The organism is Micromonospora sp. DT227, assembly GCF_049841835.1.
Lineage (GTDB): Bacteria > Actinomycetota > Actinomycetes > Mycobacteriales > Micromonosporaceae > Micromonospora.
On record NZ_JBNCLA010000007.1, the window covers coordinates 1 to 26,264 of the forward strand.

Here is a 26,264-nt window from a genome sequence, read left to right on the forward strand (position 1 = left end):
AGCGCCGATGGTACTGCACTCGGGAGGGTGTGGGAGAGTAGGACACCGCCGGACAATCTTCCAGTTCAGGGCCACCCCGAAGGGTGGCCCTGAACTGCGTTCCCGCCCGAACCGGCGGAATCTCCACGGCCCACCCGTCGTGTCTCGTACCGTCGAGCCGGGACCGCTCCGCGTGTCCCCCGCCGACCTGGCGGATTCGTCAAAACGTGACGTGACGAACGGCGTGTTCGGGATCGGTACGGGCCGACCGGGGTACAGGAGTGGTCATGGAGATCGGAATCATCGGGTCGGGGCACATCGGGGGCACCCTCACCCGTCGTCTGAGTTCACTCGGCCACGACGTCGCGGTAACCAACTCCCGCGGCCCGCAGAGCCTGACCGACCTCGCCGCCGAGACCGGCGCCCGGGCCGTGAGCCTGGAGGAGGCGGTCCAGGGCGCGGAACTCGTGGTGGTCGCGATCCCGCTGAAGGCGGTGCCGCAACTGCCGGCGTCGCTCTTCGACGGCAAGCTGGTCGTGGACGCGAACAACTACTACCCCCAGCGCGACGGCGACGTGGCCGAGCTGCTGGACCGTAGTCTCAGCTCCAGCCGGTGGACCGCCGACCACCTCAAGGGCGCCCGGGTGGTCAAGGCCTTCAACAACATCCAGGCGGCGCACCTGATGGACGCGGGCAAGCCGGCGGGCACGCCGGACCGGATCGGCCTGCCGGTCGCCGGCGACGACGAGGACGCCAAGCGGGTCGTCATGGGGATCGTGGCGGAGCTGGGCTTCGACCCGGTCGACGCGGGCACGCTCGACGAGAGCTGGCGGCAGCAGCCGGACACGCCGGTGTACGGCACCGACCGGGACGCGGACGGCGTACGGGAGGGTCTGGCCGCGGCGCGGCCCTGATCGCACCGAGCACGAAGAAGGCCCCGCTGAGCGGGGCCTTCTTGGCGTCCGGGTCAGGCCCCCGGCTCGGGGGCGCAGATGAAGCGCGGTTCGGCGTCGTACCGCCAGCTGAACTTCTCCCGCTTGACGACCTTGCCGTCCTTCTTGATCACCCGGAACGCGTCCTGGGCGAATCCCACCCCACCGGCGGCGGAGATGCAGTCCGGACCCGGCTTGAGGTAGACCGTCTTCGGCTGGGTGACGTTCCGGCGCGGGCCGTACTCGGTCTTCACGCTGTCGTAGATCTTCGTGCTCCAGATCGACACGGTGATCGAGCTGCCCGTGTACGAGGTGTCGATGAGCACGCCGTGCGGCGTGTTGTTGCGGAACTTGAAGTCGAGCTGCGGCCAGTAGATGGTCGACTCGATGACGGCCGGGTAGCGGCTGAAGTAGAACGAGTGCGGCTTGTGCTCGACGTCCTCCAGCCCGGCGTAGTAGCTCGCGTTGAACAGCGTGGTGGTGAACTGCGAGACACCGCCGCCCACGCCCGGCACCAGCTTGCCGTTCACGATCGTCGGCGCGTCCTGGTAGCCCTGGTCGTAGCCGCGTTCACCGGTGTGTGCGTTGAGCGAGAAGGTCTCCCCCGGCTTGACGATCGTGCCGTCCACGTCCTTGGCCGCCTGGACGATGTTCTGGCTGCGCGGGGAGGAGAGGCCACCGGTGAACCGGGTGGTGAAGGTGGAGACCCGTTCCTTGATGCCCAGCTCGGCCAGCTTGGCCTCGGTCAGCTCCGGCGCGGCCGGCTTCAGCTCGGCGGTCACCGCGCGGTCGGTCGGCTTCGGCAGCACCGCGAGCAACGCGGGCCCGAGCGCGGCGGCGTCGACCTGGCGGCCGGCCCGGCTCGGCACCACCTTCGGCTTGCCGCCACTGATGGTCAGCCCGGCGTCGCGCGGTTCCACCTCCAGCGTCGCCAGCTTGCCGCCGAGCGCGGCGCGCAGTCGCTTGACGTCGACCCGGGGGTTGATCTTTCCGGCCTCGTCGGTCGGGAAGCGCAGCGACCTGGCGATGGCGGCGGGCGGGATGGTGACCGAGCCGCCGTCGGTGGTGAGCGTGACCGGCGCGGCGACGGCGGGCCGGGCCAGCTCGGTGACGAGCCGGTCGACCTCATCCCGGGTGGTCGCCGGCCACTGCTCCACCAGGGGCACGGTGACCGGTCGAGCGGCCAGCCACGCCGAGGTGACCGCCGTCGTCGCGGCGGTCGTGTCGACGGTCAGCGCCGGCTTCGGGTAGACGGGCTTCGGGGTGGTGCCGGTCCAGATGATGGTCGGCATGGTCATCTCGCGGCCCTGGTCGCCCGCCGCCTTGCGCAGGGCGGCCGCCAGCCGGTCGGCGTCGACCGTGACCACCGGCTCGACCGCGCGGGAGCCGACCAGTCGGCTGACCGCGTGGGCGTCGGCGGCGGCGGCCGCCGCCACGGTGGCGTCCACGTCGACGGTGAGCCCGACGTCGGCCGGCTTCAGCTCGACCTTCTTGTCGCCCACGGTCACGGTGATCGGGGCGTTCAGCGCGTCGGCGCGGCGTTCCAGCTCGGTGCGCAGCGCGCGGGCCGCCTCGGCCCGGCTCCGGCCGCCCAGCTCGGTGCCGAGCACCGTGGTGCCGCGGGGCACGTCACCGGCGTACGCGTAGGCGCCGACGCCGATGCCACCGGCGAGCACGGCGGCGGTGATCCCGCCGGCCAGCAGCAGCCGGGCGCGTCGGGAGCGCGGCGGCTTCCCCGGGTCGCCGGTGGGCGGTGTGGCGACCGGCTCCAGCTCGACCCCGGGCCAGCTCACCGCCGCCACCTTGATGGTGGGGCGGTCGTCGGCGGACGGCACCTTCTCGCCGTACATCGTCACTGCAACCTCATCGGAAGGACACGTGCGGGGACCGCTTCCCCCGCGGGAGACACCTACGGTAACCAACGCTCGGGCCGGTCGGGAGTCTCCGGCCGGGCGGTCGTGTCGGGCGGGCGGCGGTGTCGCACCGATCACCCGTTTCGGGGCCCCGTCCACGCCCTGGTCGTGACACGGTGGGCGGGTGCGGGCGGACGAGCGCGGGTTGGCGTATGGCGGTGGCTGGCTGGACCGGGCGGCGGAGCTGCGCGGGGACGCGAACTGGCTGGCCGAGCGGCGGACCGATCCGGCGAGCGTGGTGCTGCCGTCCTGGCGGGACCGGTGCCTGGTGGACGCCGGGCGGGCGCCGGTGCGGCCAACCGTGGTGGACGCGGCCGGGTTGCTCGCCGCCGCCGACGAGACGGTCTTCCTGGGGCTGGACGCCGGCCGGGCGGTGTTCGCCGCCGACCTGTCCGGCCGGGAGGAGGGCGAGGCCCGCGAGCTGGCCGGCGCGGTCGAGGCGGTGGACGTCCGCGCCCTGGTGGGCGGGCTGACGCCGGCGGAGGCGGCGCTCCAGGCGTACGCGAAGGGGTTGCTGCACTGGCATCGGGGCCAGCGGTTCTGTGGCGCGTGCGGGGCGACCACGGTGGCCGGCTCGGGCGGGCACGTCCGTTCCTGCACCGGGCCGGGCTGCGCCCGGTTGTTCTTCCCGCGGATCGAGCCGGCGGTCATCGTGCTGGTCGAGGCGCCCGGTGAGCCGGAGCGTTGCCTGCTGGGCCGGCATCGCGGGGCGGCGGAGGATTCCTGGTCGCTGCTGGCCGGGTTCGTGGAGATCGGCGAGAGTCTGGAGGACGCGGTCCGGCGGGAGTTGGCCGAGGAGGCCGGCGTGTCCGTGCGGACGGTGAGCTATCAGGGTTCGCAGGCGTGGCCGTTTCCGGCCGGGCTGATGGTCGGGTTCCGGGCGACGGCGGTGTCGACGCGGGTCCGGGTCGACGACGAGGAGCTGGTGGCGGCGCGCTGGTTCACCCGGGCGGAGCTGCGGGCGCGGGCGGCGGCGGGGCGTCCCCTCGGCCGGGTCGACTCGATCGGCCGCCACCTGCTGGAGTCGTGGTTGGACGAGCGGGGCTGAGCCGGCTCCGGTCGGTGGCGTGGCCCCGACCGGACGGGTGAGCGGCGCCTCACCCACAGCGCCTTGTCAGCTCGCCGTTACCGAACTGTGATGTTTGGCAGTGACGACTACCACAGGTGAAACCTGTTCGGCATCCTGTCGTAATCAGGCCGGTTTGCCCTGACCTCCTTGCCCCCGGGATGTTAACCGTTGGTAACCAGGGACGATCTTGATATCACGACCGTGTTACCCGTCAGTAGCTTGGGGCTTGTGAGGTCTGTCGCTTCGCGAGAGCATCCAATCCGCGACCGCGCGGCCGTTCGGCACAACGGCATCCGCGCCGCCCCGCAGCTTTCCCGTCCCGCGTCGCGTCCCGCGTCCGGCGACGCACCCCCGTCGAGGAGGACCTTGTGAGTGAATCGGAGAACCGTCAGCCGAGTGGCGGCACCCGCTGGCGGCGCTTCGCCGCGATGATGGTGCCGGCGACGGTCGTGGCCGGCGGCATCGTGCTGGGCATGGCCAACGGCGCCATCGCGGCCTCGTTCGCGGTGTCGGGCCAGACCTTCAAGGTCGGCGCCACGAAGCTGGTCGGCAACGGCTTCAAGCAGTACGGCGGCATGGTCGAGGAGAAGAACGGCACCAAGCACCCGGTCGCCGTCTCCGAGATCGCCGACGCGAAGCTCTACGACCTCTGCCAGTCGGTCAACGCCAGCCTGCCGGGCATCCCGATCGTGCTGACCATCAACGCCGGTGGCGACGGCAAGCCGGCCACCGCCACCAACCTGCTGATCGACATGGACTCGCTCGCGGGTGACGCCACGTTCGAGAACATCCAGATCGGCCGCGACGCCAACGACCTCAACGCGACGAAGGGCCAGCCCGGCGCGTTCGGGCAGAGCGCCGACGTGGTGACCATCACGAAGCTGGAGCAGGTGGCGCGCTCCACCAGCGCCGGCGTCTTCACCCTCAACGGCCTGAAGCTGAAGGTCAACGTGGGCAAGGACGCCAAGGAGTGCTTCTGATCTGATGACGAGGCTCGCGGAGGGCGCCCTCCGCGAGCCTCGGCCATGTCTCACCCCGTCAGCACCGCCAGGAGGAGTACGTGACAACCGCCGAGACGCAGCAGGCCCGGCCGGGTCGGCCCGGCCAGGCGTGGCGTGGCTTCCGCCGGTGGCGCCGGGCGCGACCGTTCTGGGGCGGGCTCTTCACCGCGCTGGCCGGTCTGGAGATCTTCGCCACCACCCAGATGAGCCTCAACGGCCTCACGTTCCAGATGGGGCCCACCGGTTTCCTGTCCTGGCTCATCCCGACCATCCTCGTGACCTGCGGCATGCTGCTCTGGTTCAGCCCGGCCCAGCGGATGTTCTACGCGGTGGTCGCGGCCATCACCGCGCTCTACTCGCTGATCGGCGTGAACCTCGGCGGCTTCTTCATCGGCCTGCTGCTCGGCATGATCGGCAGCGCGCTCGGCTTCGCCTGGGTGCCGCGCAAGGAAACCGCCCGGGACCCGAAGCCGGCCCAGCCGGTCGACGAGCCGGCGACCGAGCCGGCTGCCGAGGAGCCGGAGCCGGCCCTGGTCGACGAGTTGCTGCCGCCCCGGCAGCGGCAGGACGAGGCCACCGGCGTCCTCACCGACACGTTGCCGGAGCCGCGTAACCCACTGCGCGAGGCGTCACCCGTCGACCCCGCCGGGCCGGACACGCCCCACGGGCCGGGCTACGCGCCCCGGGCGTACGCGATCCTGCTGGTGCTCGCGGTCTCCCTGGCCGGCCTGGTGGCGCTCCGCGACCAGCGGCCGGCGGTCGCCGCGCCGGCGGCCTGCCCGACCACGTCGGCGCCGGCACCGAAGCCGTCCGCCTCGAAGACCGCGTCGGCGTCGCCGTCGGCCAGCCCGAGCGCCACCGCCACGACCGCGCCGCCGGCCGAGGACCCGGGTGGCAACCTGCTGACCGACCTCGTCGACGGCATCACCGGCCTGTTCACCGGCGGGGAGGAGGCGGCCGAGCCGTCGCCGACGCCGACGCCCGTGGCCCCCGCCGCCGCAGCCGCCACCCCGAGCGGGAGCGGCTCACCGAAGCCCAGCGGCAGCGCCAAGCCGTCGACCCCGGCGAAGCCGGGCGCCGACTGCGACGACGCCGACCCCGCCCCGACCAAGCCCAAGCCGGTCGAGGAGGGCAAGCCGCTGCCCAAGCTGGCCGCCGACCCCGACCAGCCGCTCGTGGCCGACCCGCCCTCCCGGCTCACCGGCTCCAAGGTGACCATGACCGGGCTGCGCTTCGAGGGCATCGTCGAGCTGCCCACCTACCGGGGCAAGCTCAAGTGCCTGAAGTTCACCATGGACAAGGCCGTCACCGACGACTTCACGCTGCTGGCCAGCGGCCCGGCGGGCAAGAAGCAGCGGTACGTCACCGACCGGCTCACCGTCTCCGGTGACGTGGCGTTCTACGCCACCCGGTTCGTCGGGCACCTGCTCGGCATCAAGATCACGCTGACACCGGAGCTGCCCTTCCCGGACGGCATCCCGATCACCTCGCCGATCCCGATCAGCTTCGACGACCCGGTGATCGAGCTGGCGTACGAGCACTCGAACTCGCTCACCGCCAAACCGGTGCTCCGGGTCGACCTGGCCTGATCCCGGGCGCACCACGGAAACGGCCGGGCGTCGGAGGTCCCTCCGACGCCCGGCCACCGTCGTCCCTCAGAGCCTTCCCAGCGCCCGACGCAGCGGGTCGAGCCCCAGCGCGCCCAGGTCGAGCGCCTGGCGGTGGAACTCCTTCAGGTCGAAGTCGGCGCCCTTGCGGGCCTTCGCGTCCTCCCGGGCCTGCAACCAGATCCGCTCGCCCACCTTGTAGGAGGGGGCCTGCCCCGGCCAGCCGAGGTAGCGGTTCAGCTCGAAGCGCAGCGTCTCGTCCGGCACCCGGCAGTGCGCCCGCATGAACTCCCAACCCAGCTCCGGAGTCCAGCGCTCGCCCGGGTGGAAGCCGAACGGATTGTCCGCCGGGATCTCCAGCTCCAGGTGCATGCCGATGTCGACAATCACCCGGGCCGCCCGCAACGCCTGCCCGTCGAGCATGCCGAGCCGGTTCCCCGGGTCGGCCAGGTAGCCCAGCTCGTCCATCAGCCGCTCCGAGTAGAGCGCCCAGCCCTCGCCGTGCCCGGAGACCCAGCAGAGCAGCCGCTGCCAGCGGTTGAGCAGGTCGGCCCGGACGGCGGTCTGCGCGACCTGGAGGTGATGACCCGGCACCCCCTCGTGGTAGACGGTGGTCACCTCACGCCAGGTGGAGAACTCGGTGATGCCCTGCGGCACCGCCCACCACATCCGCCCCGGCCGGGAGAAGTCCTCACTCGGGCCGGTGTAGTAGATCGCGCCGTCGCTGGTCGGCGCCAGGCAGCACTCGATCCGGCGGACCTGCTCCGGAATGTCGAAGTGGGTGCCGTCCAGCTCGCTGATCGCCTGGTCGGCGAGCGCCTGCATCCAGTCGCGGAACGCCTCCTTGCCGCGGACCGTCCGCGCCGGGTCGGCGTCGAGCGCACGGACCGCGTCGTCGACCGAGGCGCCGGGGCCGACGATCCGCGCGGCCACCGCCCGCATCTCGGCCTCCAGCCGGGCCAGCTCCGCGAAACCCCAGGCGTACGTCTCGTCCAGGTCGACCTTCGCGCCGAGGAAGTACTGCGAGGCCAGTTCGTAGCGCTCCCGGCCGGCGGCCTGCTTCTGCCGCCCGACGGGGGCCAGCTCGGTGCGGAGGAAGTGCCCGAACTCGGCGGTGGCCGCGGTCGCGGCGGCGGCGCCCTTGCGCAGCTCGGCACCGAGCGTGCCGTCCGCGTCGAGGCGTTCGGCCAGGCCGTGGAAGAAGTTGTCGCCGTCCGGGTCGACCCAGATGTCGCACTGCTTGGCGACCTCGACGAGCTGCACCTGCGAGCTGACCCGGCCGGCCGCCGCCGCCTCACGCAGCGTGCGCTTGTAGCCCTCCAACGCGGACGCGAAGCGGTTGAGCCGGGTGGCGACGTTCGCCTTCGCCTCCTCGCCGTCGGTCGGCATCAGGTCGAAGACCATCCGCAGCTCGTGCAGCCCACTCGTGATCACGCTGACTTCGCTGGTGGTCTCGCCGCTGTCGTAGCGGGCGAGTTCCAGGCCGAGGCGCTCCTGCATCGCCTCCTGCGCGGTCCGCTCCGCCTCGGTCTCCGCCTCGGTCACGTCGAGCTGGCCCAGCGTGCGCCGGGCCAGCTCGGCACGGGCCGCGTAGCCCTCGGGCGACAGGTCGTCGAGCTGGTCGTCGTAGCCGGCGATGCCGACGTAGGTGGCCCCGGTCGGGCTCAGCGGAGCCCACTGGGCCACGTACCGGTTGGCGAGGTCATCGATTCGTCCCACGGGGCGACCCTACGTGACCGGATCACCCCGGTGTCGAGCCTGTTTGCCGTGTTCAGGGCAGCAGATCGGCGGGGTCGAAGTCGATCGGGAACGGCAGGTCCAGTTTGAGCCGCTGGCCACTGACCGCCTGAGCCGTTCTGACGTAGCCGCCGTTGTCGAGCGAGAGGAACTCGACGCCGACGTGCCGGAGCTGTCGGGCGATCTGCACCCGCATGAAGTACGGCACCCCGCCTTCGGCGCAGCGGCGGGGCTTGTCCACGAAGTCCTGCCGGCGGCTTCCCGGCGACACGAACTCGACCGCCATCGTGCACAGCCGAACCGGAATCCACCGGTCCTCCTGGTCGGTTCCGGGCAGGGTGTGCAGGATGGTCAGGTCGGGCTGGATCCACCGGTCGGGGGCGAACGTCAGGTTCACCTGGCCGAAGACGTAGAAGCCGGCCTCCTTCGCCGCCGGCTTGAGCAGGTGGAGCAGCTCACCCTCGGCATAGCTGTTGGTGCCGGTCTCGGCGGGGGTCATGACCAGCCTTCCGTCGATGCACTCGTAGCGCGCGTCGGGCAGCTCGCGCAACGGGAGGTAACGGTCGGCGAGCCGGGTGGTCCACATCCCGTCGAAATCGACGAGCGGATCGAAACGCAGCGGCGCGGCCATCGACTTGTCACCTCCTCGACCGGTCAACGTCCCCACTGTAGGTCGGTTGCTGTGGCGGTCGACACGGCGTCCGAAATCCGCGCGACTTCGTCGTACCGGAGGGGCAGAGTGTCAGGGGTGAACATGGATTTCGCCCCTGACCGGGCACCGCTGCGGAGTTGGCTGCCCGGGTTCGTCGCACTGGCCGCGATCTGGGGTTCCAGCTTCCTCTTCATCAAGGTGGGGGTGGGTGAGCTGCACCCCGTGCACCTCACGCTCTACCGGGTGGCCACCGGCGCGGCCACGCTGCTCGTGGTGCTGGTCGTGCTGCGCGACCGGCTGCCCCGCGAGCCGGCGGTCTGGGGCCACCTGCTGGTGGTCGCCGCGTTCGGCGTCGCGCTGCCGTTCACCCTGTTCGGCTACGGCGAGCAGCGGGTCGAGTCCATGCTGGCCGGCATCTGGAACGCCACCACGCCGCTGATCGTGCTGCCGCTGGCGGTGCTGGTGTTCCGCACCGAGCGGCTGACCGCGCGCCGGGCGGTCGGGCTGGCGCTGGGCTTCGTCGGCGTGCTGGTGGTGCTCGGTGTCTGGGCGGGCGTCGGTGGCGCGCACTTCACCGGTCAGCTCATGTGCCTCGGGGCGGCGGCCTGCTACGGGCTGGCGATTCCGTACCAGAAGAAGTTCATCGCCGGCCGCGCGTACTCGGGACTGTCGCTGTCGGCGGCCCAACTGCTCGTGGCGACCGCGCAGCTCGCGCTGGCCGCGCCGCTGGTGGCCGGTGCGCCGCCGGTGCCGACCGACCTGTCCCCCCGGGTGGTGGCCAGCGTGCTCGCGCTCGGCGCGCTCGGCACCGGGCTCGCCTTCGTGATCAACCTGCGCAACATCCGACTGGCCGGGGCCAGCACGGCGTCCACCGTGACGTACCTGGTCCCGATCTTCGCGGTGGTGGTCGGCGCCGTGGTGCTCGGCGAGCGGATGAACTGGCACCAACCGGTGGGCGCGCTGATCGTGCTGGTCGGGGTGGCGGTCGCGCAGGGCCTGGTCGGCCGGCGCCGGCCCGCCCCGACGCCGGTGGCGCCCGCCGCCCGCCCGGTCGAGCCGGCCGCCCGGGCCTGACCGCTCAGCCCCGGCCCGCCGTCCACGTCACCAGGCGGTCGGCGGTCCACGTGTTGATCACCCGGTCGGCCGGTACGCCGCAGCGCGCCGCCCGCTCGCACCCGAAGCGCTGCCAGTCGAGCTGCCCGGGCGCGTGCGCGTCGGTGTCGATGGCGAACCGGCAGTCCGCCTCCAACGCGCGGCGGATCAGCCGCTTCGGCGGGTCCTGCCGCTCCGGCCGGGAGTTGATCTCGACGGCGACGTCGTGCTCCGCGCAGGCGGCGAAGACGGCGTCCGCGTCGAACTCGCTCTCCTTGCGGGTACGCGGCCGGTGCCCCTTGTCGCCCGGCCCGGTCACGCCGGCCGGCCGGGAGGACACCATCCGGCCGGTGCAGTGCCCGAGGATGTCCAGGTGCGGGTTGGCGATCGCGGTCACCATCCGGCGGGTCATCTTCGCCCGCTCGTCGTTGAGCCCGCTGTGCACCGAGCCGACCACCACGTCCAGCCGGGCCAGCAACTCGTCGGTCTGGTCGAGTGAGCCGTCGGCGAGGATGTCGACCTCGATGCCGGTGAGGATGCGGAAACCCTTCGGCAGCGCCTCGTTCACGGCGGCCACGTGGTCGAGCTGCCGGCGGAGCCGGTCCGCGGTCAGGCCGCGGGCCACCTTCAGCCGGGGCGAGTGGTCGGTGAGCACCACGTACTCGTGCCCCAGCTCGACCGCGGCCAGCGCCATCTCCTCGATCGGTGAGCCGCCGTCCGACCAGTCCGAGTGGGTGTGGCAGTCGCCGCGCAACGCGTCCCGCAGCGTCGCCGCCTCCTCGTCCAGGTCGGTGCCCTCGGTGGCCAGCAGCCGACGCAGGTAGACCGGCTCCTCGCCGGCCAGCGACTCGGCCACGCAGCGGGCGGTGACGTCGCCGACGCCGGCCAGCTCGGTCAGCTTGCCGGTGCGGGCCCGCTCGGCCACCTCGTCGGCCGGCAACGCGCCCAGCGCCGCGGCCGCCGACCGGAACGCCCGGACCCGGTAGGTGGCCTCGTTGGCCCGTTCCAGCAGGAACGCGATCCGGCGCAGATCGGCGAGGGGATCTCGGGCAGTCATGCAGTGGAACCTACGCGCTCCGGCCGCCCGCCGTGCGCCGCCGGACCCGCGCGTCGGGTCAGCCGCCCGCCGCGGACCGGCCCGGCGAGGCCGGGCAGCCGTGCTTGCGCTGCCAGGCGGTGACCTCGGCGACCGGCGACCGGTTGCCGCCCTTGCGCCAGGAGTTCAGGTAGGGCGCCGGCCAGACCACCCCGCGACGGATCCACCAGTCGTCATGGCCGGAGCACTTCGGGGAGAGCCCGAAGTGCAGGTGGCACACGTTGTTGGCGTTGCCGGTGCGGCCCACCTTGCCGAGCTGCTGCCCGGCGCGGACACGGACGCCGGCGTCGACGCCGGACACGATCGCGCTCAGGTGCGAACCGTAGTAGCGCACCCCGTCGTCGCCGAGCAGCGAGACCGAGAGCCCGCCGTTGTTCGGCCCCATCGGCCCCCGCTTGTCGAACCGGTCCACCCGGCTCACCTCGAGCACCACCCCGTCGGTGACCGCCACCACCGGCTCACCGCAGTCGGCGAAGACGTCGGTGCCCGGGTAGCCGCCGTGCGTCGGGTGGTAGTCGACGTTGCCGGCCCGGACCGGGAAGACGCGTCGCGGCGCGGGGCGCGACGGCGTCGGGGCGACGGTGGCGGTTGGGGCTGCGGAGGCGGCCGGTGGGGCCGGGCTCGCGGTCGGCTCGGCGGGTTGCGTCGCCGTCACCATCGGGCTCGGGTCCTGCCACGCGTCCGCGGGCGCCGCGGGCCGGTCGCACCCGGCGGCCAACGCCGCGACGAGCAACAGGACCGGGAACGCCGGACGCGCGCGGCGGCCGATCGATGGCGAGCGCATCCGATCATCCTGGCAGACCACTACCGTGGGAACGAAAGCGCCGACCCGGTCACACCGGCCGGTCACGGTGGGTGACATCGGGGTCGATGGGTCGGGAGGGGAGCAGCGGTGACGAACGGGTGGCACGGGGCAGCCGGAGCGAGCGGTCCGGGGGCGTTCCACGCGCCGCCGCGTACCCCGTCGGGGCTCTTCCCGTCCGGCGGGCCGATGCGTCCGAGCTACCGCGAGCCGTACCCGGTGACCGGTGCCGGCGTGGCGCTCGGCGCGGTGGTCACCTTCGCCTGGTTGCTGCTGTTCGGGCTGGTCGGCCGCGACGTGCCCGGCTACGCCTGGTGGACGGTGCTGGCCGGCGGCGTCGCCTGGGCGGTCGCCGCGGTGCTGGTCCGCCACGGCGACCGGGGGGTGGCGACCGGGGTGGCGATCGTCACCGCGGGCGGCTGGAGCATCGCCGCCGCGATCGTCGCGGTGCGGTGGGCGCAGACCGGCGACTGGCCGCTCTGGTGACCTTACGTGCCGCTTTCGCTGCGTAGCGAAGACCATCTTGACGTACGCGCGGTGACGGTTCACGCTCGCCGTATGGCCTGGACCACACCGCCGCGGCTCGACCCCGATCGGAGCCGCCGTCGCCTGCAACTCCTTGCCGAGTTGGCCGGTGCCCGTGCGGTACAGCAGCGCGAGCGGCCGCAGCGGGCGCGCAGCGAACGCCTGCGCCAGCTCATCGCCACCCGTCGCCGCGTGGCCGGCTGAGGCGACTTTCTCCAGGAACGGCCGGCCCCTGTCGGGGCGTTGACCGGTCGCCCGCCGACCCGACCGGTTAACGTGCATCGCGTGACGTGTCGGCATGCTGCCGAGGCCAATTTGGGGGGACCGTGTCGTACTTCGCTGCTGCCGTGGCACGCATCGACGGCGGCTGGACCGCCGGCGAGGTCAGCCTGCGGGGCGTCACCGACATCGAGGAGGCGGCCGACCGGCTGCGCGACGTCGAGCCGGATGCCGACCTCTCCCTGCTGTTCGTCGAGGCGGACGACACCTACCTGGTCGTCCTGCGCCTCGACGAGGGGGAGGACCTGCGGGTCTTCGGCTCCGACTCGGCGTACGCGGAGGAGTCCCGGCTGGGCGCGCTGCTGGTCGGCGACCTGAAGACCTCGGTCACCGGCCTGGAGGACGTCGACGAGCCGCGCCCGTCCGGCGGCGACGACGAGACCGAGCAGCCGGCCGTGGACCCGGAGGCCGACCCGGTGGGCGACGCCGACCTCCTCGCCGACCTCGGCATCCCGGCGCCGAAGCTGCTCGCGCTCTGCGCGCACGAGGGCAACATGCCGGCCGACGTGACCGCCGAGATCTGCCAGGTGCTCGGCTGCGCGGACGAGGTCGAGGAGCTGCGTGAGGTCTGAGCCCGGCGAATCCGTGACGCCCGGCGCCGTGGAACCGGCCGACACCACCGACCCGGCGCTGGAGACGCTGCGACCCGGCCAGCCGACGCCGGGTCGACCCGGACGGGCGGGGCCGGGCGCGGACCAAGGACTGGCCGACCCGGGCGCGGTGGGGCGCCGGCAGCGGCACGAGCTGTGGATGCGCCGGGCCCTGCACGTCGCCGCGACCGGCCCGGACGGGCCGACGCCGGACGAGAGCGTCGACGACGTACCGGTCGGGGCCGTGCTCTACGGGCCCGACGGCGGGGAACTGGCCATCGGGCGCAACGAGCGGGAACTGACCGGCGACCCGACCGCGCACGCCGAGGTGCTGGCGCTGCGCCGCGCCGCGCAGCGGCTGGGCCGGTGGCGGCTGGACGGCTGCACGCTGGTGGTGACGCTGGAGCCGTGCACCATGTGCGCCGGCGCGATCGCGCTGGCCCGGGTCTCGACAGTGGTGTTCGGCGCGTGGGAACCGAAGACCGGCGCGGTCGGCTCGCTCTGGGACGTGCTGCGCGACCGCCGGGTCACCCACCGCCCCGAGGTCTACCCCGGCGTCCTGGCCCCGGAGAGCGCCGCCTTGCTGCGCGCGTTCTTCAGGTAAGGCGGGGCCCCCTGTTAACGCCTCCGGTAGAGAAGGGGCCCCTTCTTAACGAGCCGCCGCCCCGGTACCGGACGGCGGCGGGGCGGCGGCAGGGGAACGGTCGGTCAGGCGATGGCGGTGTCGAGGGCGATCTCGACCATCTGGCCGAACGTCTGCTCACGCTCCTGCGACGTGGTCTTCTCGCCGGTCTTGATGTGGTCGCTCACGGTCAGGATGGTCAGCGCGCGGGCCTTGAACCGGGCCGCGATCGTGTAGAGCGCCGCCGACTCCATCTCCACCGCCAGCACGCCGTAGTCGGCGAGCGCGTCGTACAGGTCCGGCCGGTCGGTGTAGAAGGCGTCCGCGGCCAGGATCGGCCCGACCCGCATGGTGATGCCGCGCCGTTCGGCCACCTCGACCGAGGTACGCAGCAGCCCGAAGTCGGCGACCGGGGCGTAGTCGATCAGCCCGTCGAAGCGCATCCGGTTCATGTTCGAGTCGGTGGACGAGCCGATGGCCGCCACCACGTCCCGCAGTTGCAGGTCCTCGGTCAGGGCCCCGCACGAGCCGACCCGGATCAGCGTCTTCACGCCGTACTCGTTGATCAGCTCGTGGGCGTAGATGGAGGCGGACGGCATGCCCATGCCGGAACCCTGGACGGAGACGTCGACGCCGTTCCACCGCCCGGTGAAGCCCAGCATGCCGCGCACCGTCGTGTAGCAGCGGGCCTCCTCGAGGTAGGTCTCCGCGATCCACTTGGCCCGCAGCGGGTCACCCGGCATCAGGACCCGCTCGGCGATCTCTCCCGGCTCAGCGCCGATGTGCGTACTCATGGCAAAGATCCTGCCAGGCCGGCCGACGGGATACCGGTTCGGCGTCCGAAGCGGTGGTCCTGTACCCTCGTCGGCGGTGGCGTGTCCGAGTGGCCTAAGGAGCACGCCTCGAAAGCGTGTGAGGGTTTACGCCCTCCGCGGGTTCAAATCCCGCCGCCACCGCTCGTGAGATGCGAGAACGCCCGGTCGATCCGCAAGGATCGACCGGGCGTTTCCCGTTCCGTCGCCGATCAGCTCGCCGGCAGGCTGGCGTCCCGGTGGGTGAGCTGATAGGTGGCGTCGACCGCGTCGGCCTCCAGGATCACCGTGACCGGGCCGGTGGGTAGCGCGCAGGAGATCGTTCGCTCGACGGCGTAGCCGGTCGGCCCGCAGTAGCGCCGGCCGGCCGAGTCGAAAACGGACAGGCGGGCGTCACCGGTGCCGCTGATCCGCTTCCAGGTGATCGATTCCGTGGCCCCGCGCGCGTCGGCCGGGATCGAGAGGCAGACCCCGAAGCGGTCCGCGCCCGTGGTCACCGTGGCACCCGTCGCACCCGCCGGCAGCGCCGGGCAGGCGGGCGGGCCGTCGGTGCGCGCGAAGGCGAGGGAGTACGCACCGTCCGCGTCGCCGTTGCCCGAGTTGAGTACGGCGCGGAACGGCGCCTGGCCGGTCAGCTCGCAGTGGTACTGCCGCAACGAGTACTCGTCGCACACGGAGGCCCCGGTGGCGTCGAGCACCGTCATCTCGGGCCAGCCGGCTCCGGTGGCGTCGCCTGGGAACAGCCCGGTGAGAAGGGCGCCGGCGGGGCTGCTCAGCTGGAGGCAGTCAAACTGGGCCGGAGTGCTCAGGCGTCCCCGCACCGGCGCGTCCTGCCAACCGGTGTCGGACACCGGCCGGCAGTCGGACGGCATCCACGGCAGCACCGCGAGGTGGTACCGCAGGCCGTTGTCGATCACCGCGTCGGGTGCGCCGCCGCTGAGCACCAGGGTGTACCGCCCGGCGGCGGGAATCTCGCACCGCACGTCCGTGCAGACCTTGTGCCCGGCGTCGTCGTAGACGGTCGCGTACTGCCGGTAGTTGTCCTCGCCGGCCGCCTTGATCCGGAAGGTGCCCTCGGTCAGGTCCAGGACGCGGCAGCGGACGCCGCCGAGCGCGCCGGCCGGTGCAGCGTTGTACGCCCCGGGCGTGACCGCCGGACAGCCGCTGGCGTCGCTGAGGTTGCGGATCTGCAGCCGGTAGGTCAGGTCGGTGTCCTCCGGCTCCCACCTCGCGAGGTAGGAGACGACCCGGAAGGTGCCGGTCGACGGCAGTACGCAGCCGTCCTCCTCCGACCACTCGGTGCACAGCACGGCGCCCTGCTCGTCGACGAGCCAGGACGAGAGGTCGTTGTAGCGGTCCGGGGCCCGGTAGACCATGACGCGCTCGCCGGCCGTGCCGTGGAACGGCTGGCAGTTGGTCTGCACCGCCGAGGTCTGGTGCACCGTCAGGGTCGGCTGGTCCCAGGCGAGTCCGGCGGGGTCGGCGCAGCCCTCGGCCCGGTCGAGTCGCGCCACCGCCACCCGGTAGGTGACCGGCTCCCAGTTCCAGTTCCGCATCAGCAGCGTGTACGGGCCGGCGGCTGGCGTCGCGCAGGAACGCCAGGAGTCGTACTCCGAGCACACCAGTTGGCCGGCGTCGTCGTATACCTGCCAGTCGAGGTATTGATTCGCGTACTGCTCGATCCGGACGAGCAGCGGGCCCGGGGTGGCGACCCGCAGCTTCTGGCAGCCGACCCCCTCGCTCGGCGGTACGGTGCCGGTGCCGACCGCCGAGCCCGGGTCACCGAAGGTGGTCAGGGGCAGGGCCGGGCAGCCGACCGACCGCGAGATCCGCGGCATCTTGAGGGTGTAGGCGGCCTTGGTGCCGTAGGTCTCCTCCAGGAAGAGCCGGTACGGTCCCGGCTCTCGGAGCGTGCACTCGGTGGCGTAGCGCACCGAGCAGATCGGCTGGAACTGCCCGTCCAGGATGTTGCCCTGGACGTCCTCGGCGCCTCCCGGGTCGGCCAGGTGCAGCACGGTGCCGGTGGGCTGCGTGAACGTGAAGCAGCGGGCGGCGAGGCCGGCGGGCAGCGTGCCGCTGCGACCGGTCGAGGCGAAGGAGAAGAAGCTCTCGGGCAGGGTGGCGCAGGTGGAGGGCGTGCGCATCGACTCCGCCGACAGCGAGTAGGCGCCCTTGCCGGTGCCGTAGGTGAGCGTCACCGTGATCCGGTAGGTGCCTGCCGCGCCGAGCCGGCAGTCGTTCAGGTATGGGCCGGCGTAGCAGGCGTTGCTGCCGTCGGGACCGGTGACCTGTGCGCCGACACCATCCCCCGAGACCTGCCGGAGCCGGACGAGCAGGGTGTCCTGGTCGACCGTCGAGGTGACCGTCCAGGTGTGTTGCGCGGCGCCGGTGAGCGACGCGCAGTTCGTGACCTTGCCCAGCGGAAGCGGCCCACCGCAGGTGGCGGCCGTGCTGGCGACCGCCGCAGGCTTTGCCGGGGCCGGCGTCGCGGTGGGAGCCGGAGTGGTGGTCGGTGCCGCCGACGGCGCGGTCGCCGGACGCGGTTGCTCGGCCGTCGTCGTCGGGCGCGGCGAGGGATCGGTCGTTGGGGCGGCGGCGGCTGGCCCAGCCAGCAGGCCCGCCGCGGTGGCGCTCAGGGCGGTGACGGCCGCCCATCTCGCCAGCGGTCTCCACCACGGAACGGACATGGTTGTACGCACAATGTACTCCCCCGTTAGAGCTGCGCGATCTGCGCGAGCAGGGAGATGATTCCACGGTGGTCGATGTCGGACAATCAGCTTGTCGGACCGCGCGTGACCGGCCGGTCAGCAGGGGCCGTAGCCCTCGTCGAAGAGGCGGCGGGCCCAGTCCGCGTACCCGGCGATGATCTCCCGGACGGTGACGCCGTCGTGCAGGAACAGGTACGCGCGGTCGCCGTCGCGGGCGAGCAGCCCGGCGAAGCGGTGGCTGCCGGGCGGCGCCGGCAGCGCGGCGGCGCCGGGGTACGCGGCGCGGACCTCGCCGACCGGCGTGCCGGCGCTGATTCCCTCCGGCGTGGTCATCGGGTCGTCGAGCCAGAGCAGGACGAGCCGGTCGTCGACGAAGATCGGGCTGACCTCGCCGTGCCCGGCCAGTGTGGGCCCGCAGGCCTCCTCGTCGGTGCGCAGCAGGCCGCGCCGGGTGAGGTCCTCCTCGGTGTCGCCGAACCCCGCGTTGCGCAGGCCGTTCAGGCTGACCACCTCGGCGGCGCCGACCGGTCGGGCCGGCACGTCCGGCCCATGTGGATGGACGCCGCTCCCGGCAATGGAAGCGGCGGCGAGCAGTGTGGCGATAAAGCCGAATTGTCGTAGTTTCATGCAATCCCCCAGTCCCCAACGGGACCGGGGCGAGGAGGTTGCTGGTGCGGGCCGGATTGGCGCAGTTCCCACTCCTCGGCCAGTTCGTCCCAGTAGTCGGCGGACAGCCCGCGCCGGCCGTGCGCCAACCAGCCGGCCGTGTCGCGCTCCAGGTGCAGGCCCAGCTCGGCGAACGGGTCGATCCACGCGCCCGGCTCGGCGCCGAGCCGGGCCAGCGCCGTGTTGATCGGCCACTGTGCCCGCGGCCGGTCCAGCGCGCCGTCGAAGCGCGGGCCCCAGCTCACGTCGCCGTCCAGCCACACCACCGCCGCCTGGTGACCGAGCCCGCCGGCGAACTCCGCCTCCAGGTACGCCACCGGCCCGCGCTTCGACCAGCGGGCCAACAGCCCCGCCAGCGGCGGCGAGAGGACCAGCCGGAACGGGCGTACCGCGCAGGGCTCCTCGGCGGCGAAATCCGGTGGCTCGCCGGTCAGCTCCGCCACGAGCTGCGGGGTGACCGGCAGCAGCGCGAAGTCCTGCCGGAGCGCGGCCAGCACCGCGTGGTCCAGGTCGGCGGTCTGCTCGCGCAGCAGCTCGACGTCGGCGACCACGGCACTGAGCTGGTAACTCATCCGGTCCTCTCGGCGTCCACAGCCTGTGGATGGAACATGTGTACGACGACGGATCCTGCTGTCGCCCTGGAACGGTAGCCCGCCGCCGGGGGTGGAAAACCCCCGGACCAGGTCGGATGGTTTCCGGCTTACCGCTGCCGAGCGCGATGCCTAGCGTCGATCCCGTGATCGAACTACGTGAGTTGACCAAACGCTACGGGAACCGGACCGCCGTGGACAGGCTCACCGTCCGGGTGCGGCCGGGTGCGGTGACCGGCTTCCTCGGCCCGAACGGGTCCGGGAAGTCCACGACGATGCGGATGATCCTCGGCCTGGACGCCCCGGACCACGGCGAGGCGCTTGTCGACGGCGTCCGGTGCCCGGACCTGACCTGGCCGTGGCGGACCGTCGGCGCGCTGCTCGACGCGCGGCGCTGGTGATCAAGCCCCGGGTGGTGGAGAAGCACGTGGCGAACATCTTCGCCAAGCTCGGCCCGCCGGCGTCGGACACCGACAACCGGCGGGCCTGGCCGTCTTGCGCCACCTCGGCGGCTGACGTCAGACCGGGGCGCCACCGACGAGATACCTCGGGCGTCCGTCGGCGAGCGCGGCCACCGCGTGACGCAACCGCTGCCAGACGTACGGGCGAAGCAGCGACCGTGCGTCGTCGAGTACGACGAAACGCGCCCCGGCCAGCTCGTCATCCGTCGGCCGGAGGTGTTCCACGGACGGCAGCACGCCGCCGTCGAAGATGAACATCAGGCTGTCGTCCCACGGACCGTGCGGGGCCACCCAGTCCATCACCAGCATCGGGCCGACGCGCAGCTCCAAGCCGAGTTCCTCGCGGAGTTCCCGCTCGGCGGTGACGTGCGGCGGCTCGTTCGCCTCGGCCATGCCGCCCGGTAGGTCCCAGTCCGGCTTGTAGCGGGGGTCGACCAGCAGGATCTCGTCACGTCCGTTGCGCAGGAGCAGGTCGGCCCCGACCCGCTTGCGGGGTTGCCGGGCGTTGCCCTCGGCCAGATGGGCCTGCCAGGCTGCCGGATCTCGCTCGTAGAGGGGACGCTCGTCGGCCATGAGGCCATTGTCGGCGGGTCTCATCCGGTCGGCAGCGGCAGCGCCATCCAACTCCGTTCCCGGAACGTGTCGCGAAGTCGATCCAGAAGCTGTGGCACGTCCGGGAAGTGGACGGAATGTGACGCAGCAGTAGTGCGAGATGCCGGAGTTGGCCGAGAACGACGGCGGAACCCAGCCCGTGGGTGAGATCGATGGTCTGATGGGTGACCAGGCACGCCTCCTCGACCCGGGCTTGACCGACCAGCGCGGTGATCATGAGCATTCGGGCGAGCGCCTGACTGCGTACCCGGCTGGTCGGCTGGTCGGTCACGATGTCGTCGAGCACGTGCAGCGCGGCCGTCACGTCACCGAGGCGAAGCAGGCACCGGGCCGTCTCGATGTCGAGTGAGGTGCGGTCGAAGGGGCTCAGCCATGCGGTCGGCGAGGTGGCCGCCTGAGCGAGAGCGGCTTCCGCGAGGCGAATGGACGAATGGCAGTCACCGGCTCGGCCCGACGCCGCGAAACCGCGCGCTTGTAGGGCGAACAGCCGGGCGCGGATCCGCGCGCCACCCTCCTCGTTCGCGACCACGCCGAGCCCGTCCGTGGCATGTGAGACGGCCGCGTCCGCGTTGCCGTCGTGAGATTCGAGGTGGCTGAGACTGCCCTGTATCTGACCGACAAGCAGGTGGTCGTCGCTGTCGACAGCGAGTGCCAGCGCGTCACGGAGATGCCGGCGGGCCGTGGCCGAGTCGCCGGGATCGTGTGCCATCCAGCCCGCCATCTCGTGCAGCGATGCCCCCGCCAACAGCATCGGCCGGGGAAGGGCCGGCGATTGCCTCGCAGGCTGGGAGAACGCGGTGATGTGCGCCAGCGCCGCGCGGTAGAGGTTCCGTCCGCCGATCTGCCGATCGGCGCACCGGAGGGCGTGGAGCAGGTGAGGGCCGGCCTCTCCGGCGACGGTTGGCGGAGCGTTGTCCGGCCGGGGCGGGAGCTGGAACCACAGAATGTGGGCGGGGATTCCCAGTAACCGAGCCCAATGCGCGAGCCGGTCTAGGTGCACCACCGGCGGGCCGGTCTCGATGCGGCTGAGCTGCGCCTGGGTGACCCCGAACCAACCGGCCACCGTGGCTTGGGGCAGCGGCTGCCGACCATGGTAGGGATGGTGGCGGTAGGCGCGGATCACCCGGCCGAGGTGCCGTGCCGCCAGCGCTCGCCGAAGCGGCTCGTGAGACCAGAAGACAGCCGGAACCTCGGGCGCTGCGACGATCCGGTCGCGCTCCGCCCGTTGGCAGGGGGCGCAACGCCCTGAATTGTTGTCCGTAGCCAGCCTGCCCCCGCAGCGGGCGCAACCGGCTCGCCTCGACATCGCGGTCATCGGTTCATTCAACCCGCTGCGTGACTGCTCGGTATACAGGCGGCGCATACGTGGCTGGCTCTGCGCGTACCCGGAAGGGGGGCCGGACCCTCGACCGGCCCGGCCCCCCTGGCGATCAGGTCGTCACCACGCGGACATGTCGGGGAGCTGGTCGATCGAGATGGTCCTCGGGTTGGCCATCGCGGTACGCCACAGCCCGGCCACGTCCTTGCCGCTGCCGTTCCAGTCCCGCGACGCCCAGACCACGTAGTACGGCCAGGCCGGGTCGGAGTTGGGGTTGAGCGGGCTGAACGTCTCCGCCACGCCGGTGGTCTTGGCGCCGCTGACCGCCTTGGTGGTGGCGAAGTCGCTGCCGCTCTGGAAGTAGTCCGAGGTGACCAGGTCGACGTAGCCGTCACCCGGGTACCAGGACGCCAGCGAGGTGCCCTGGCCGCTGGCCATGCCGTTGAACACCCAGACGATGTTGTGCGCGCCGGCGAGCTGCGCCCGCTGGTAGATCAGCCGCCAGAGCTGCTTGTAGGCGTCCTGGCCCTTCTTCGCCCACCACATGTAGTTGTTGTTCGCCTCGTGCAGCGGGCGGAACAGCACCGGCACACCGGCGTCGCCCATCTTCTTCAGCTCGCGCACCACCAGGTCGATGTCCTGGTAGAGCTTGGACGACGGGTTGCTCAGGTCGGGCTGGAAGTCGCAGGGCGCGGAGTAGTTGCCGCCGCGCGGGCAGTACCAGTGCCACTGGAACGCGACGATGCCGTTGCGCGCCTTGGCCCAGTCGATGACCTGCTGGGTCTCGATGCTGCCCCGGGTGTACTCCATGAAGTCGAACGCCACGATCGCCGGGTAGCGGCCGGTCAACTGCTGCACCTTGTCCGCGTCCGGCAGGTCGGTCTGGCCGCTGACGTAGGTGTGCGTGCGCAGGTAGCAGATCAGGTTGCGGGCCTTCGAGTTCGCCTGCGGGTCGGCCGGGGCCTGGCCGCAGTCCGGGCCGGGCGGGGTGGGCGGCTTGACCGCGTACACCTCGAACTCGTAGAGCGAGTAACCCCAGGCGGTGCCGCGTGCGGTGCCGGTCATCCGCACGTACCGGCCGCTGGCCCCGGCCGGCGCGACGTCGTCGGTGCCGCCGTCGCCCGTCGTGGTGCTGAACACCGGGGTCCAGGTGGTGCCGTCGGTCGAGGTCTGGATCTGGTACGCCTTGCCGTACGCGGCCTCCCAGCGCAGCCGCACCGTGTTGATCGGGTACGTGGCGCCCAGGTCGACCTGGAACCACTGCGGGTCGGCGTAGAGGCTGGACCAGCGGGTGCCCCCGTTGCCGTCGACCGCCTGGGCGGCGGCGTTCGGGCTCTCCGTCGACGACGCGGTGACCGGCCGGTTGAGCGCCAGGTTGCCGCTGGGGACGCCGGTCGGATCCGGCGTCGGGGTCGGACTACCGGTGGGGCTCGGGCTGCCCGTCGGGCTCGGGCTCGGTGGCGTGGTGTCGCCGCAGGCCGCGCCGTTGAGCGTGAACGCGGTCGGGGTCGGGTTCGACCCGGTGTAGGTGACGTTGAAGCCGAAGCTCACCGTGCCGCCGGCCGGGACGCTCGCGTTGTAGGAGACGTTGGTGGCGGTGGCGTTCGCGCCGGACTGCGTCTTCGTCGCGTTCCACATGTCGCCGATCACCTGGCTGCCGGGGAACGCCCAGCCCAGCGTCCAGCCGTTCACGGCGGCCCCGGTGTTGGTGATCGTGACGTTGGTGGTGGCGCCGCCGCCCCAGTCGTTGGTGACCTGCCAGGTCACCGAGCAGGCGCCGGCGGCGGCCTGGGCGGCGGGTGTGGTGACGAGCGTGGTGGCCAGTGCGGTGACGGCTGCCGCCGCCCCGGCCAGGCAGGCCCGCGTGCGGGTGCGCTGGATCATGAGGAACTCCCGTACGGGTGATGGTTGCGGGGAGCCCTCGCCGCCCGGACGGGTCGGAGCGTCGGTTGCCCTTCCGGCGTCCGACCCGGCGAAGATATCCACGATGGTCGGCTTAACCGGTTAACTTTGTCAATGCCTCACCATCCGCTGATGTGCACATCAACCCCCTGAACCGGTAAAGAAACCGTTATCGACACTCACCCGCCGCGGGGCGGTGGTCGGTCAGGGGAGGGAGAAGAGAGGGCCGGAGACGACGAACAGGGCCGGCCCCAGCGGGGCCGGCCCTGTTCACGAGAGCGCGGAGGATACGAGATTCGAACTCGTGAGGGTGTAAACCCAACACGCTTTCCAAGCGTGCGCCCTAGGCCTCTAGGCGAATCCTCCGCGAGCCAGGATACAGGTCCCGCGACGGCGGGCCACCCCACCCTCCCGGAAGATCCACAAGCCTTCGGGTAGGCTTGGCGTCACCTCCCGTGCGGCGGTACCTCGTGAACCTCCCCAGGGCCGGAAGGCAGCAAGGATAAGCGAGCTCTGCCGGGTGCACGGGAGGCCTTTCTGTCTCCGGGGCCGGGTAACGTCGCCGCGGGTCGGGTCACGGGGTGGTGGGTGGTCACCCGGGGCCGACCGGCGCAGAATGGCTCGGTCGAGAGGAGGCGGGACGGGTGGCACTGGCCCTTTACCGCAAGTACCGGCCCCGCACGTTTGCCGAGGTCATCGGTCAGGAGCACGTCACCGAGCCGCTGTCGCAGGCGCTGCGCAGCGGGCGGCTCAACCACGCGTACCTCTTCTCCGGTCCCCGCGGCTGCGGCAAGACCTCCAGCGCCCGGATCCTGGCCCGCTCGCTCAACTGTGAGCAGGGCCCCACCCCCGAGCCGTGCGGGCTGTGCGAGTCGTGCCGCGGGCTGGCCCCCGACGGCCCCGGGTCGATCGACGTCATCGAGATCGACGCGGCCAGCCACGGTGGCGTGGACGACGCCCGGGAGCTGCGCGAGAAGGCGTTCTTCGCGCCGGCCCGTAGCCGCTTCAAGATCTACATCATCGACGAGGCGCACATGGTCTCGTCGGCCGGCTTCAACGCCCTGCTCAAGCTGGTCGAGGAGCCCCCGGAGTACGTCAAGTTCATCTTCGCCACCACCGAGCCGGAGAAGGTCCTCGGCACGATCAAGTCGCGGACCCACCACTACCCGTTCCGGTTGTTCCCGCCGAACGTGCTCCGGCCCTACCTGGAGCAGCTCTGCGAGGCCGAGGGCGTCAAGGTCGACCCGGCGGTGTTCCCGCTGGTGGTCCGCGCCGGCGGCGGCAGCGCGCGGGACAGCCTCTCCGTGCTCGACCAGCTCATCGCCGGCGCCGGCCCGGAGGGGGTCGGCTACGCGCGGGCCGCCGCGCTGCTCGGCGTCACCGACTCCGCGCTGATCGACGAGATGTGCGACGCGCTGGCCGCCGGGGACGGCGCGGCGGCTTATGCGACAGTCGACCGGGTCGCCGAGGCCGGCCACGACTCGCGCCGTTTCGCCTCCGACCTGCTGGAGCGGCTGCGCGACCTGATCGTGCTCCAGCAGGTGCCGGACGCCGCCGCCAAGGGCCTCATCGACGGCCCGGCCGACCAGATCGAGCGGATGGCCGCCCAGGCCCACCGGCTCGGTCCGGCCACGCTGTCCCGCTGCGCCGACATCGTGCACAACGGCCTGGTGGAGATGCGCGGCACCACCGCGCCCCGGCTGCTGCTGGAGCTGATCTGCGCCCGGATGCTGCTGCCCGGCGCGGACGACTCGTCCGGCGGCCTGCTCCAGCGTCTGGAGCGGATGGAACGCCGCCTCACGCTGGGCGGCGCCGAGCCGTCGCCGTCCGCGCCGGCCACCCCCACCCAGGAAGTACGCCCAGCCGCTCCCGCCCCGGGCGCGGCTGCCGCCGCGGTCCACCCGTCGACCGCCGGCCCGCCGGCGGCTGCCGATGCCCCGACCGGGCCCGCCGGTGCTCCCGGTCCGGTCGGTTCGGGCGCGGGTGCCGGTGCCCCGCTGCCGACCGACCGGGAGCCGCCCGCCCCGGCCCGTCGTCCGGTGCCGTCGTCGGCGGTGATGCCCGATCCGGCCACGCCCGAGCCGCCCCGTCCGGGCGCGGCGAGTCCCGGCGCGCTGGACGCCGTGGCGGTGCGCCGGGTCTGGCCGGAGGTGGTCGGCAAGGTCAACCGGAGCAACAAGCGGATCGCCGCGCTGATGCGCGACGCCGTGGTGCGTGACCTGGACGGTGACACGCTGGTGCTGACCGTGAAGTCGACGGTGCTGGCGAAGATGATGGCGGATCACGCCGCCGTGCTCACCGACGCGCTCTACGAGGAACTGGGCGGTCGCTGGCAGATCCGCTGCGAGGTGGCCGGCGAGCGGGGCGGCGCGTCGCTCGGTGGCCCGTCCCGACCCGCCGCGCCGGCCCGACCGGCATCCCCGCCTCCGGAGCCGCCCGCCCGCCCGGAGCCGGGTGGGACCCACCCGGCCGGCGCGGCCGACGGTGCGGGTCGAGCCGGTGGCGCGCCCGGCGGATCGGGGCGGGCGAACGGCGCGGGTGATGGTGTGAACGGCCGGAACGGGGCGATGCGGTCCGCCGGCGGCGCTCCCACCGTCGACCCGGCGGAGGACTGGCCCGAGCCGGCGCGCCCGGGTGGCGCGGCCGCCGGCGCGGGAGAACGGCCCGAACCGGGTGGTGCGCCCGCGATGGCGGACGAGTGGCCCGAGCCGGCCCGCCCGGGTGGCGCGCCGAGCACGGACGGGGCGTCGGCATCCGCTCCACCGGCCAGCGCGTCGGCCGCCCACGCCGCACCGGCCCCGCCGAGACCGGCCGGGCCACCGGCGCAGCCGGCCGCGTCCACGGGTCCGCCGGTGAGCAGCGCGATCGCGGCAGCCCGGGCGGCTGCGGCGGGACGCGGCCCGCGTACCGGGCAGGCGGCCCGGAAGACGGCCGAGGCCGACTGGGCCGGTGAACCGCCGTACGACCCGGACTTCGACGGCCCGGTGCGCGGCGGCGCGAAACGGTCCGGCGGTGCCGCGCCGGCGAACTTCGAGGGCTTCGACCCGGGCGACGAGCCGCTGGACGAGGTCATCGACGAGCGCACCGCGCGCGAGTCCAGTGAGGAACAGGCGGTACGCCTGCTCCGCGACGCGTTCGGCGCCGAGCGGATCGACGAGGTGGACGCCCGGTAGGGCACCCCGCCCTGCACTCCACCGGTGGCTGGAGGCGTTCGGCCGTCGATCGCTTCACCCGGACGAACAGACGTGGTGGCGGCCACCGGCACGGCCGGGCCGGCGGTGTCGGGGCCCGGCGTGGGC

The 26,264-nt window shown here is 72.6% G+C and carries 22 protein-coding genes, 2 tRNA genes, 1 other RNA gene and 1 pseudogene; 14 read left to right on the plus strand and 12 right to left on the minus strand.

What is annotated here, in order from left to right:
* Positions 1–266 precede the first annotated feature (266 nt).
* Complete coding sequence (locus ACLQ2W_RS22925) at positions 267–893, plus strand: NADPH-dependent F420 reductase (protein ID WP_425788502.1); 627 nt, start codon at positions 267–269, stop codon at positions 891–893.
* Between the two features lie 53 nt (positions 894–946).
* Here ACLQ2W_RS22925 and ACLQ2W_RS22930 read toward each other — a convergent pair whose 3' ends face one another.
* The gene (locus tag ACLQ2W_RS22930) at positions 947–2,761 is read right to left on the minus strand and encodes a VanW family protein (protein WP_425789002.1); all 1,815 of its coding nucleotides are present in this window, start codon (positions 2,759–2,761) and stop codon (positions 947–949) included.
* Positions 2,762–2,948: 187 nt separating this feature from the next.
* On the opposite strand from ACLQ2W_RS22930, the gene nudC reads away from it, so the two are divergent.
* The 3 genes from nudC to ACLQ2W_RS22945 all read left to right on the plus strand — a co-directional run bounded on the left by nudC (position 2,949) and on the right by ACLQ2W_RS22945 (position 6,483).
* Positions 2,949–3,872: an NAD(+) diphosphatase gene (gene nudC, locus ACLQ2W_RS22935; protein ID WP_425788504.1), complete on the plus strand. Its 924-nt coding sequence runs from the start codon at positions 2,949–2,951 to the stop codon at positions 3,870–3,872.
* 449 nt (positions 3,873–4,321) lie between these two features.
* Complete coding sequence (locus ACLQ2W_RS22940; RefSeq protein ID WP_425789004.1) at positions 4,322–4,873, plus strand: DUF6230 family protein; 552 nt, start codon at positions 4,322–4,324, stop codon at positions 4,871–4,873.
* An 80-nt stretch (positions 4,874–4,953) separates the two neighbouring features.
* Complete coding sequence (locus tag ACLQ2W_RS22945) at positions 4,954–6,483, plus strand: DUF6114 domain-containing protein (RefSeq protein WP_425788506.1); 1,530 nt, start codon at positions 4,954–4,956, stop codon at positions 6,481–6,483.
* Between the two features lie 66 nt (positions 6,484–6,549).
* On the opposite strand, the gene ACLQ2W_RS22950 is transcribed toward ACLQ2W_RS22945, so the two are convergent.
* Both ACLQ2W_RS22950 and ACLQ2W_RS22955 read right to left on the minus strand, forming a co-directional pair.
* Complete coding sequence (locus ACLQ2W_RS22950) at positions 6,550–8,220, minus strand: DUF885 domain-containing protein (RefSeq protein ID WP_425788508.1); 1,671 nt, start codon at positions 8,218–8,220, stop codon at positions 6,550–6,552.
* Positions 8,221–8,272: 52 nt separating this feature from the next.
* Positions 8,273–8,896: a Uma2 family endonuclease gene (locus ACLQ2W_RS22955; RefSeq protein WP_425788510.1), complete on the minus strand. Its 624-nt coding sequence runs from the start codon at positions 8,894–8,896 to the stop codon at positions 8,273–8,275.
* Between the two features lie 96 nt (positions 8,897–8,992).
* On the opposite strand from ACLQ2W_RS22955, the gene ACLQ2W_RS22960 reads away from it, so the two are divergent.
* On the plus strand, positions 8,993–9,964 hold the full coding sequence (locus tag ACLQ2W_RS22960; RefSeq protein ID WP_425788512.1) for a DMT family transporter: 972 nt from the start codon (positions 8,993–8,995) through the stop codon (positions 9,962–9,964).
* Between the two features lie 4 nt (positions 9,965–9,968).
* Here the strand turns inward: ACLQ2W_RS22960 and ACLQ2W_RS22965 are convergent, their stop codons facing one another.
* The gene (locus ACLQ2W_RS22965; protein ID WP_425788514.1) at positions 9,969–11,039 is read right to left on the minus strand and encodes a PHP domain-containing protein; all 1,071 of its coding nucleotides are present in this window, start codon (positions 11,037–11,039) and stop codon (positions 9,969–9,971) included.
* Between the two features lie 58 nt (positions 11,040–11,097).
* Positions 11,098–11,940 carry a M23 family metallopeptidase gene (locus ACLQ2W_RS22970; protein ID WP_425788515.1) on the minus strand — a complete coding sequence of 281 codons (843 nt, stop codon included), beginning with the start codon at positions 11,938–11,940 and terminating at the stop codon, positions 11,098–11,100.
* Positions 11,941–12,069: 129 nt separating this feature from the next.
* Here ACLQ2W_RS22970 and ACLQ2W_RS22975 point away from each other — a divergent pair, with 129 nt between their 5' ends.
* The 4 genes from ACLQ2W_RS22975 (at position 12,070) to ACLQ2W_RS22990 (ending at position 13,878) form a co-directional block, all read left to right on the plus strand.
* A complete protein-coding gene (locus ACLQ2W_RS22975; RefSeq protein WP_107162256.1) occupies positions 12,070–12,366 on the plus strand; it encodes a hypothetical protein in 297 nt (98 codons plus the stop codon).
* Between the two features lie 6 nt (positions 12,367–12,372).
* Positions 12,373–12,609 carry a hypothetical protein gene (locus ACLQ2W_RS22980; protein ID WP_396779051.1) on the plus strand — a complete coding sequence of 79 codons (237 nt, stop codon included), beginning with the start codon at positions 12,373–12,375 and terminating at the stop codon, positions 12,607–12,609.
* Between the two features lie 122 nt (positions 12,610–12,731).
* Positions 12,732–13,256, plus strand: coding sequence for a tRNA adenosine deaminase-associated protein (locus ACLQ2W_RS22985; RefSeq protein ID WP_107162257.1), 525 nt, complete (start codon positions 12,732–12,734; stop codon positions 13,254–13,256).
* 67 nt (positions 13,257–13,323) lie between these two features.
* A complete protein-coding gene (locus tag ACLQ2W_RS22990; RefSeq protein WP_425789007.1) occupies positions 13,324–13,878 on the plus strand; it encodes a nucleoside deaminase in 555 nt (184 codons plus the stop codon).
* 104 nt (positions 13,879–13,982) lie between these two features.
* Here the strand turns inward: ACLQ2W_RS22990 and deoD are convergent, their stop codons facing one another.
* The gene (deoD, locus tag ACLQ2W_RS22995) at positions 13,983–14,690 is read right to left on the minus strand and encodes a purine-nucleoside phosphorylase (protein ID WP_107162259.1); all 708 of its coding nucleotides are present in this window, start codon (positions 14,688–14,690) and stop codon (positions 13,983–13,985) included.
* A gap of 75 nt (positions 14,691–14,765) precedes the next feature.
* On the opposite strand from deoD, the gene ACLQ2W_RS23000 reads away from it, so the two are divergent.
* Positions 14,766–14,852, plus strand: a tRNA-Ser gene (locus ACLQ2W_RS23000).
* 68 nt (positions 14,853–14,920) lie between these two features.
* On the opposite strand, the gene ACLQ2W_RS23005 is transcribed toward ACLQ2W_RS23000, so the two are convergent.
* The 3 genes from ACLQ2W_RS23005 to ACLQ2W_RS23015 form a co-directional block, all read right to left on the minus strand.
* Positions 14,921–17,395 (minus strand): hypothetical protein, encoded by a 2,475-nt coding sequence (locus ACLQ2W_RS23005; protein WP_425788518.1) that lies wholly within the window; start codon positions 17,393–17,395, stop codon positions 14,921–14,923.
* 117 nt (positions 17,396–17,512) lie between these two features.
* Positions 17,513–18,043, minus strand: a complete 531-nt coding sequence (locus ACLQ2W_RS23010) for a hypothetical protein (protein WP_308447800.1) — start codon at positions 18,041–18,043, stop codon at positions 17,513–17,515.
* Complete coding sequence (locus tag ACLQ2W_RS23015) at positions 18,040–18,654, minus strand: hypothetical protein (protein ID WP_425788520.1); 615 nt, start codon at positions 18,652–18,654, stop codon at positions 18,040–18,042. The genes ACLQ2W_RS23010 and ACLQ2W_RS23015 overlap by 4 nt, the downstream gene beginning before the upstream one ends.
* 164 nt (positions 18,655–18,818) lie before the next feature.
* On the opposite strand from ACLQ2W_RS23015, the pseudogene ACLQ2W_RS23020 reads away from it, so the two are divergent.
* Positions 18,819–19,064, plus strand: a pseudogene (locus ACLQ2W_RS23020) (ATP-binding cassette domain-containing protein); the annotation flags it as partial.
* Between the two features lie 126 nt (positions 19,065–19,190).
* On the opposite strand, the gene ACLQ2W_RS23025 reads toward ACLQ2W_RS23020, so the two are convergent.
* Positions 19,191–19,706: an NUDIX domain-containing protein gene (locus tag ACLQ2W_RS23025; RefSeq protein ID WP_425788522.1), complete on the minus strand. Its 516-nt coding sequence runs from the start codon at positions 19,704–19,706 to the stop codon at positions 19,191–19,193.
* Positions 19,707–19,854: 148 nt separating this feature from the next.
* Here ACLQ2W_RS23025 and ACLQ2W_RS23030 point away from each other — a divergent pair, with 148 nt between their 5' ends.
* Positions 19,855–20,094, plus strand: a complete 240-nt coding sequence (locus ACLQ2W_RS23030) for a hypothetical protein (RefSeq protein WP_425788524.1) — start codon at positions 19,855–19,857, stop codon at positions 20,092–20,094.
* Positions 20,095–21,183: 1,089 nt separating this feature from the next.
* Here the strand turns inward: ACLQ2W_RS23030 and ACLQ2W_RS23035 are convergent.
* Entirely contained in the window at positions 21,184–22,947 is a 1,764-nt protein-coding gene (locus tag ACLQ2W_RS23035) for a glycosyl hydrolase (RefSeq protein ID WP_425788526.1), read from the minus strand.
* Between the two features lie 299 nt (positions 22,948–23,246).
* Positions 23,247–23,331, minus strand: a tRNA-Ser gene (locus ACLQ2W_RS23040).
* An 81-nt stretch (positions 23,332–23,412) separates the two neighbouring features.
* Between ACLQ2W_RS23040 and ffs the strand changes: the two genes are divergently transcribed.
* Positions 23,413–23,502: signal recognition particle sRNA small type (gene ffs, locus ACLQ2W_RS23045), an RNA gene on the plus strand.
* A gap of 107 nt (positions 23,503–23,609) precedes the next feature.
* A complete protein-coding gene (locus ACLQ2W_RS23050; RefSeq protein WP_425788528.1) occupies positions 23,610–26,138 on the plus strand; it encodes a DNA polymerase III subunit gamma and tau in 2,529 nt (842 codons plus the stop codon).
* The last annotated feature ends 126 nt before the right edge of the window (positions 26,139–26,264 follow it).

Coding starts and splice junctions, on each gene's coding strand:
- ACLQ2W_RS22965 (WP_425788514.1), bottom strand. CDS start 11,039: ATGACTGCCCGAGATCCCCTCGCCGATCTGCGCCGGATCGCGTTCCTG.
- deoD (WP_107162259.1), bottom strand. CDS start 14,690: ATGAGTACGCACATCGGCGCTGAGCCGGGAGAGATCGCCGAGCGGGTC.
- ACLQ2W_RS23035 (WP_425788526.1), bottom strand. CDS start 22,947: ATGATCCAGCGCACCCGCACGCGGGCCTGCCTGGCCGGGGCGGCGGCA.
- ACLQ2W_RS22940 (WP_425789004.1), top strand. CDS start 4,322: ATGATGGTGCCGGCGACGGTCGTGGCCGGCGGCATCGTGCTGGGCATG.
- ACLQ2W_RS22960 (WP_425788512.1), top strand. CDS start 8,993: ATGGATTTCGCCCCTGACCGGGCACCGCTGCGGAGTTGGCTGCCCGGG.
- ACLQ2W_RS23025 (WP_425788522.1), bottom strand. CDS start 19,706: ATGGCCGACGAGCGTCCCCTCTACGAGCGAGATCCGGCAGCCTGGCAG.
- ACLQ2W_RS23015 (WP_425788520.1), bottom strand. CDS start 18,654: ATGAGTTACCAGCTCAGTGCCGTGGTCGCCGACGTCGAGCTGCTGCGC.
- ACLQ2W_RS22970 (WP_425788515.1), bottom strand. CDS start 11,940: ATGTCACCCACCGTGACCGGCCGGTGTGACCGGGTCGGCGCTTTCGTT.
- ACLQ2W_RS22925 (WP_425788502.1), top strand. CDS start 267: ATGGAGATCGGAATCATCGGGTCGGGGCACATCGGGGGCACCCTCACC.
- ACLQ2W_RS22930 (WP_425789002.1), bottom strand. CDS start 2,761: ATGTACGGCGAGAAGGTGCCGTCCGCCGACGACCGCCCCACCATCAAG.
- ACLQ2W_RS22975 (WP_107162256.1), top strand. CDS start 12,070: ATGCGTCCGAGCTACCGCGAGCCGTACCCGGTGACCGGTGCCGGCGTG.
- ACLQ2W_RS23005 (WP_425788518.1), bottom strand. CDS start 17,395: ATGTCCGTTCCGTGGTGGAGACCGCTGGCGAGATGGGCGGCCGTCACC.
- ACLQ2W_RS23010 (WP_308447800.1), bottom strand. CDS start 18,043: ATGAAACTACGACAATTCGGCTTTATCGCCACACTGCTCGCCGCCGCT.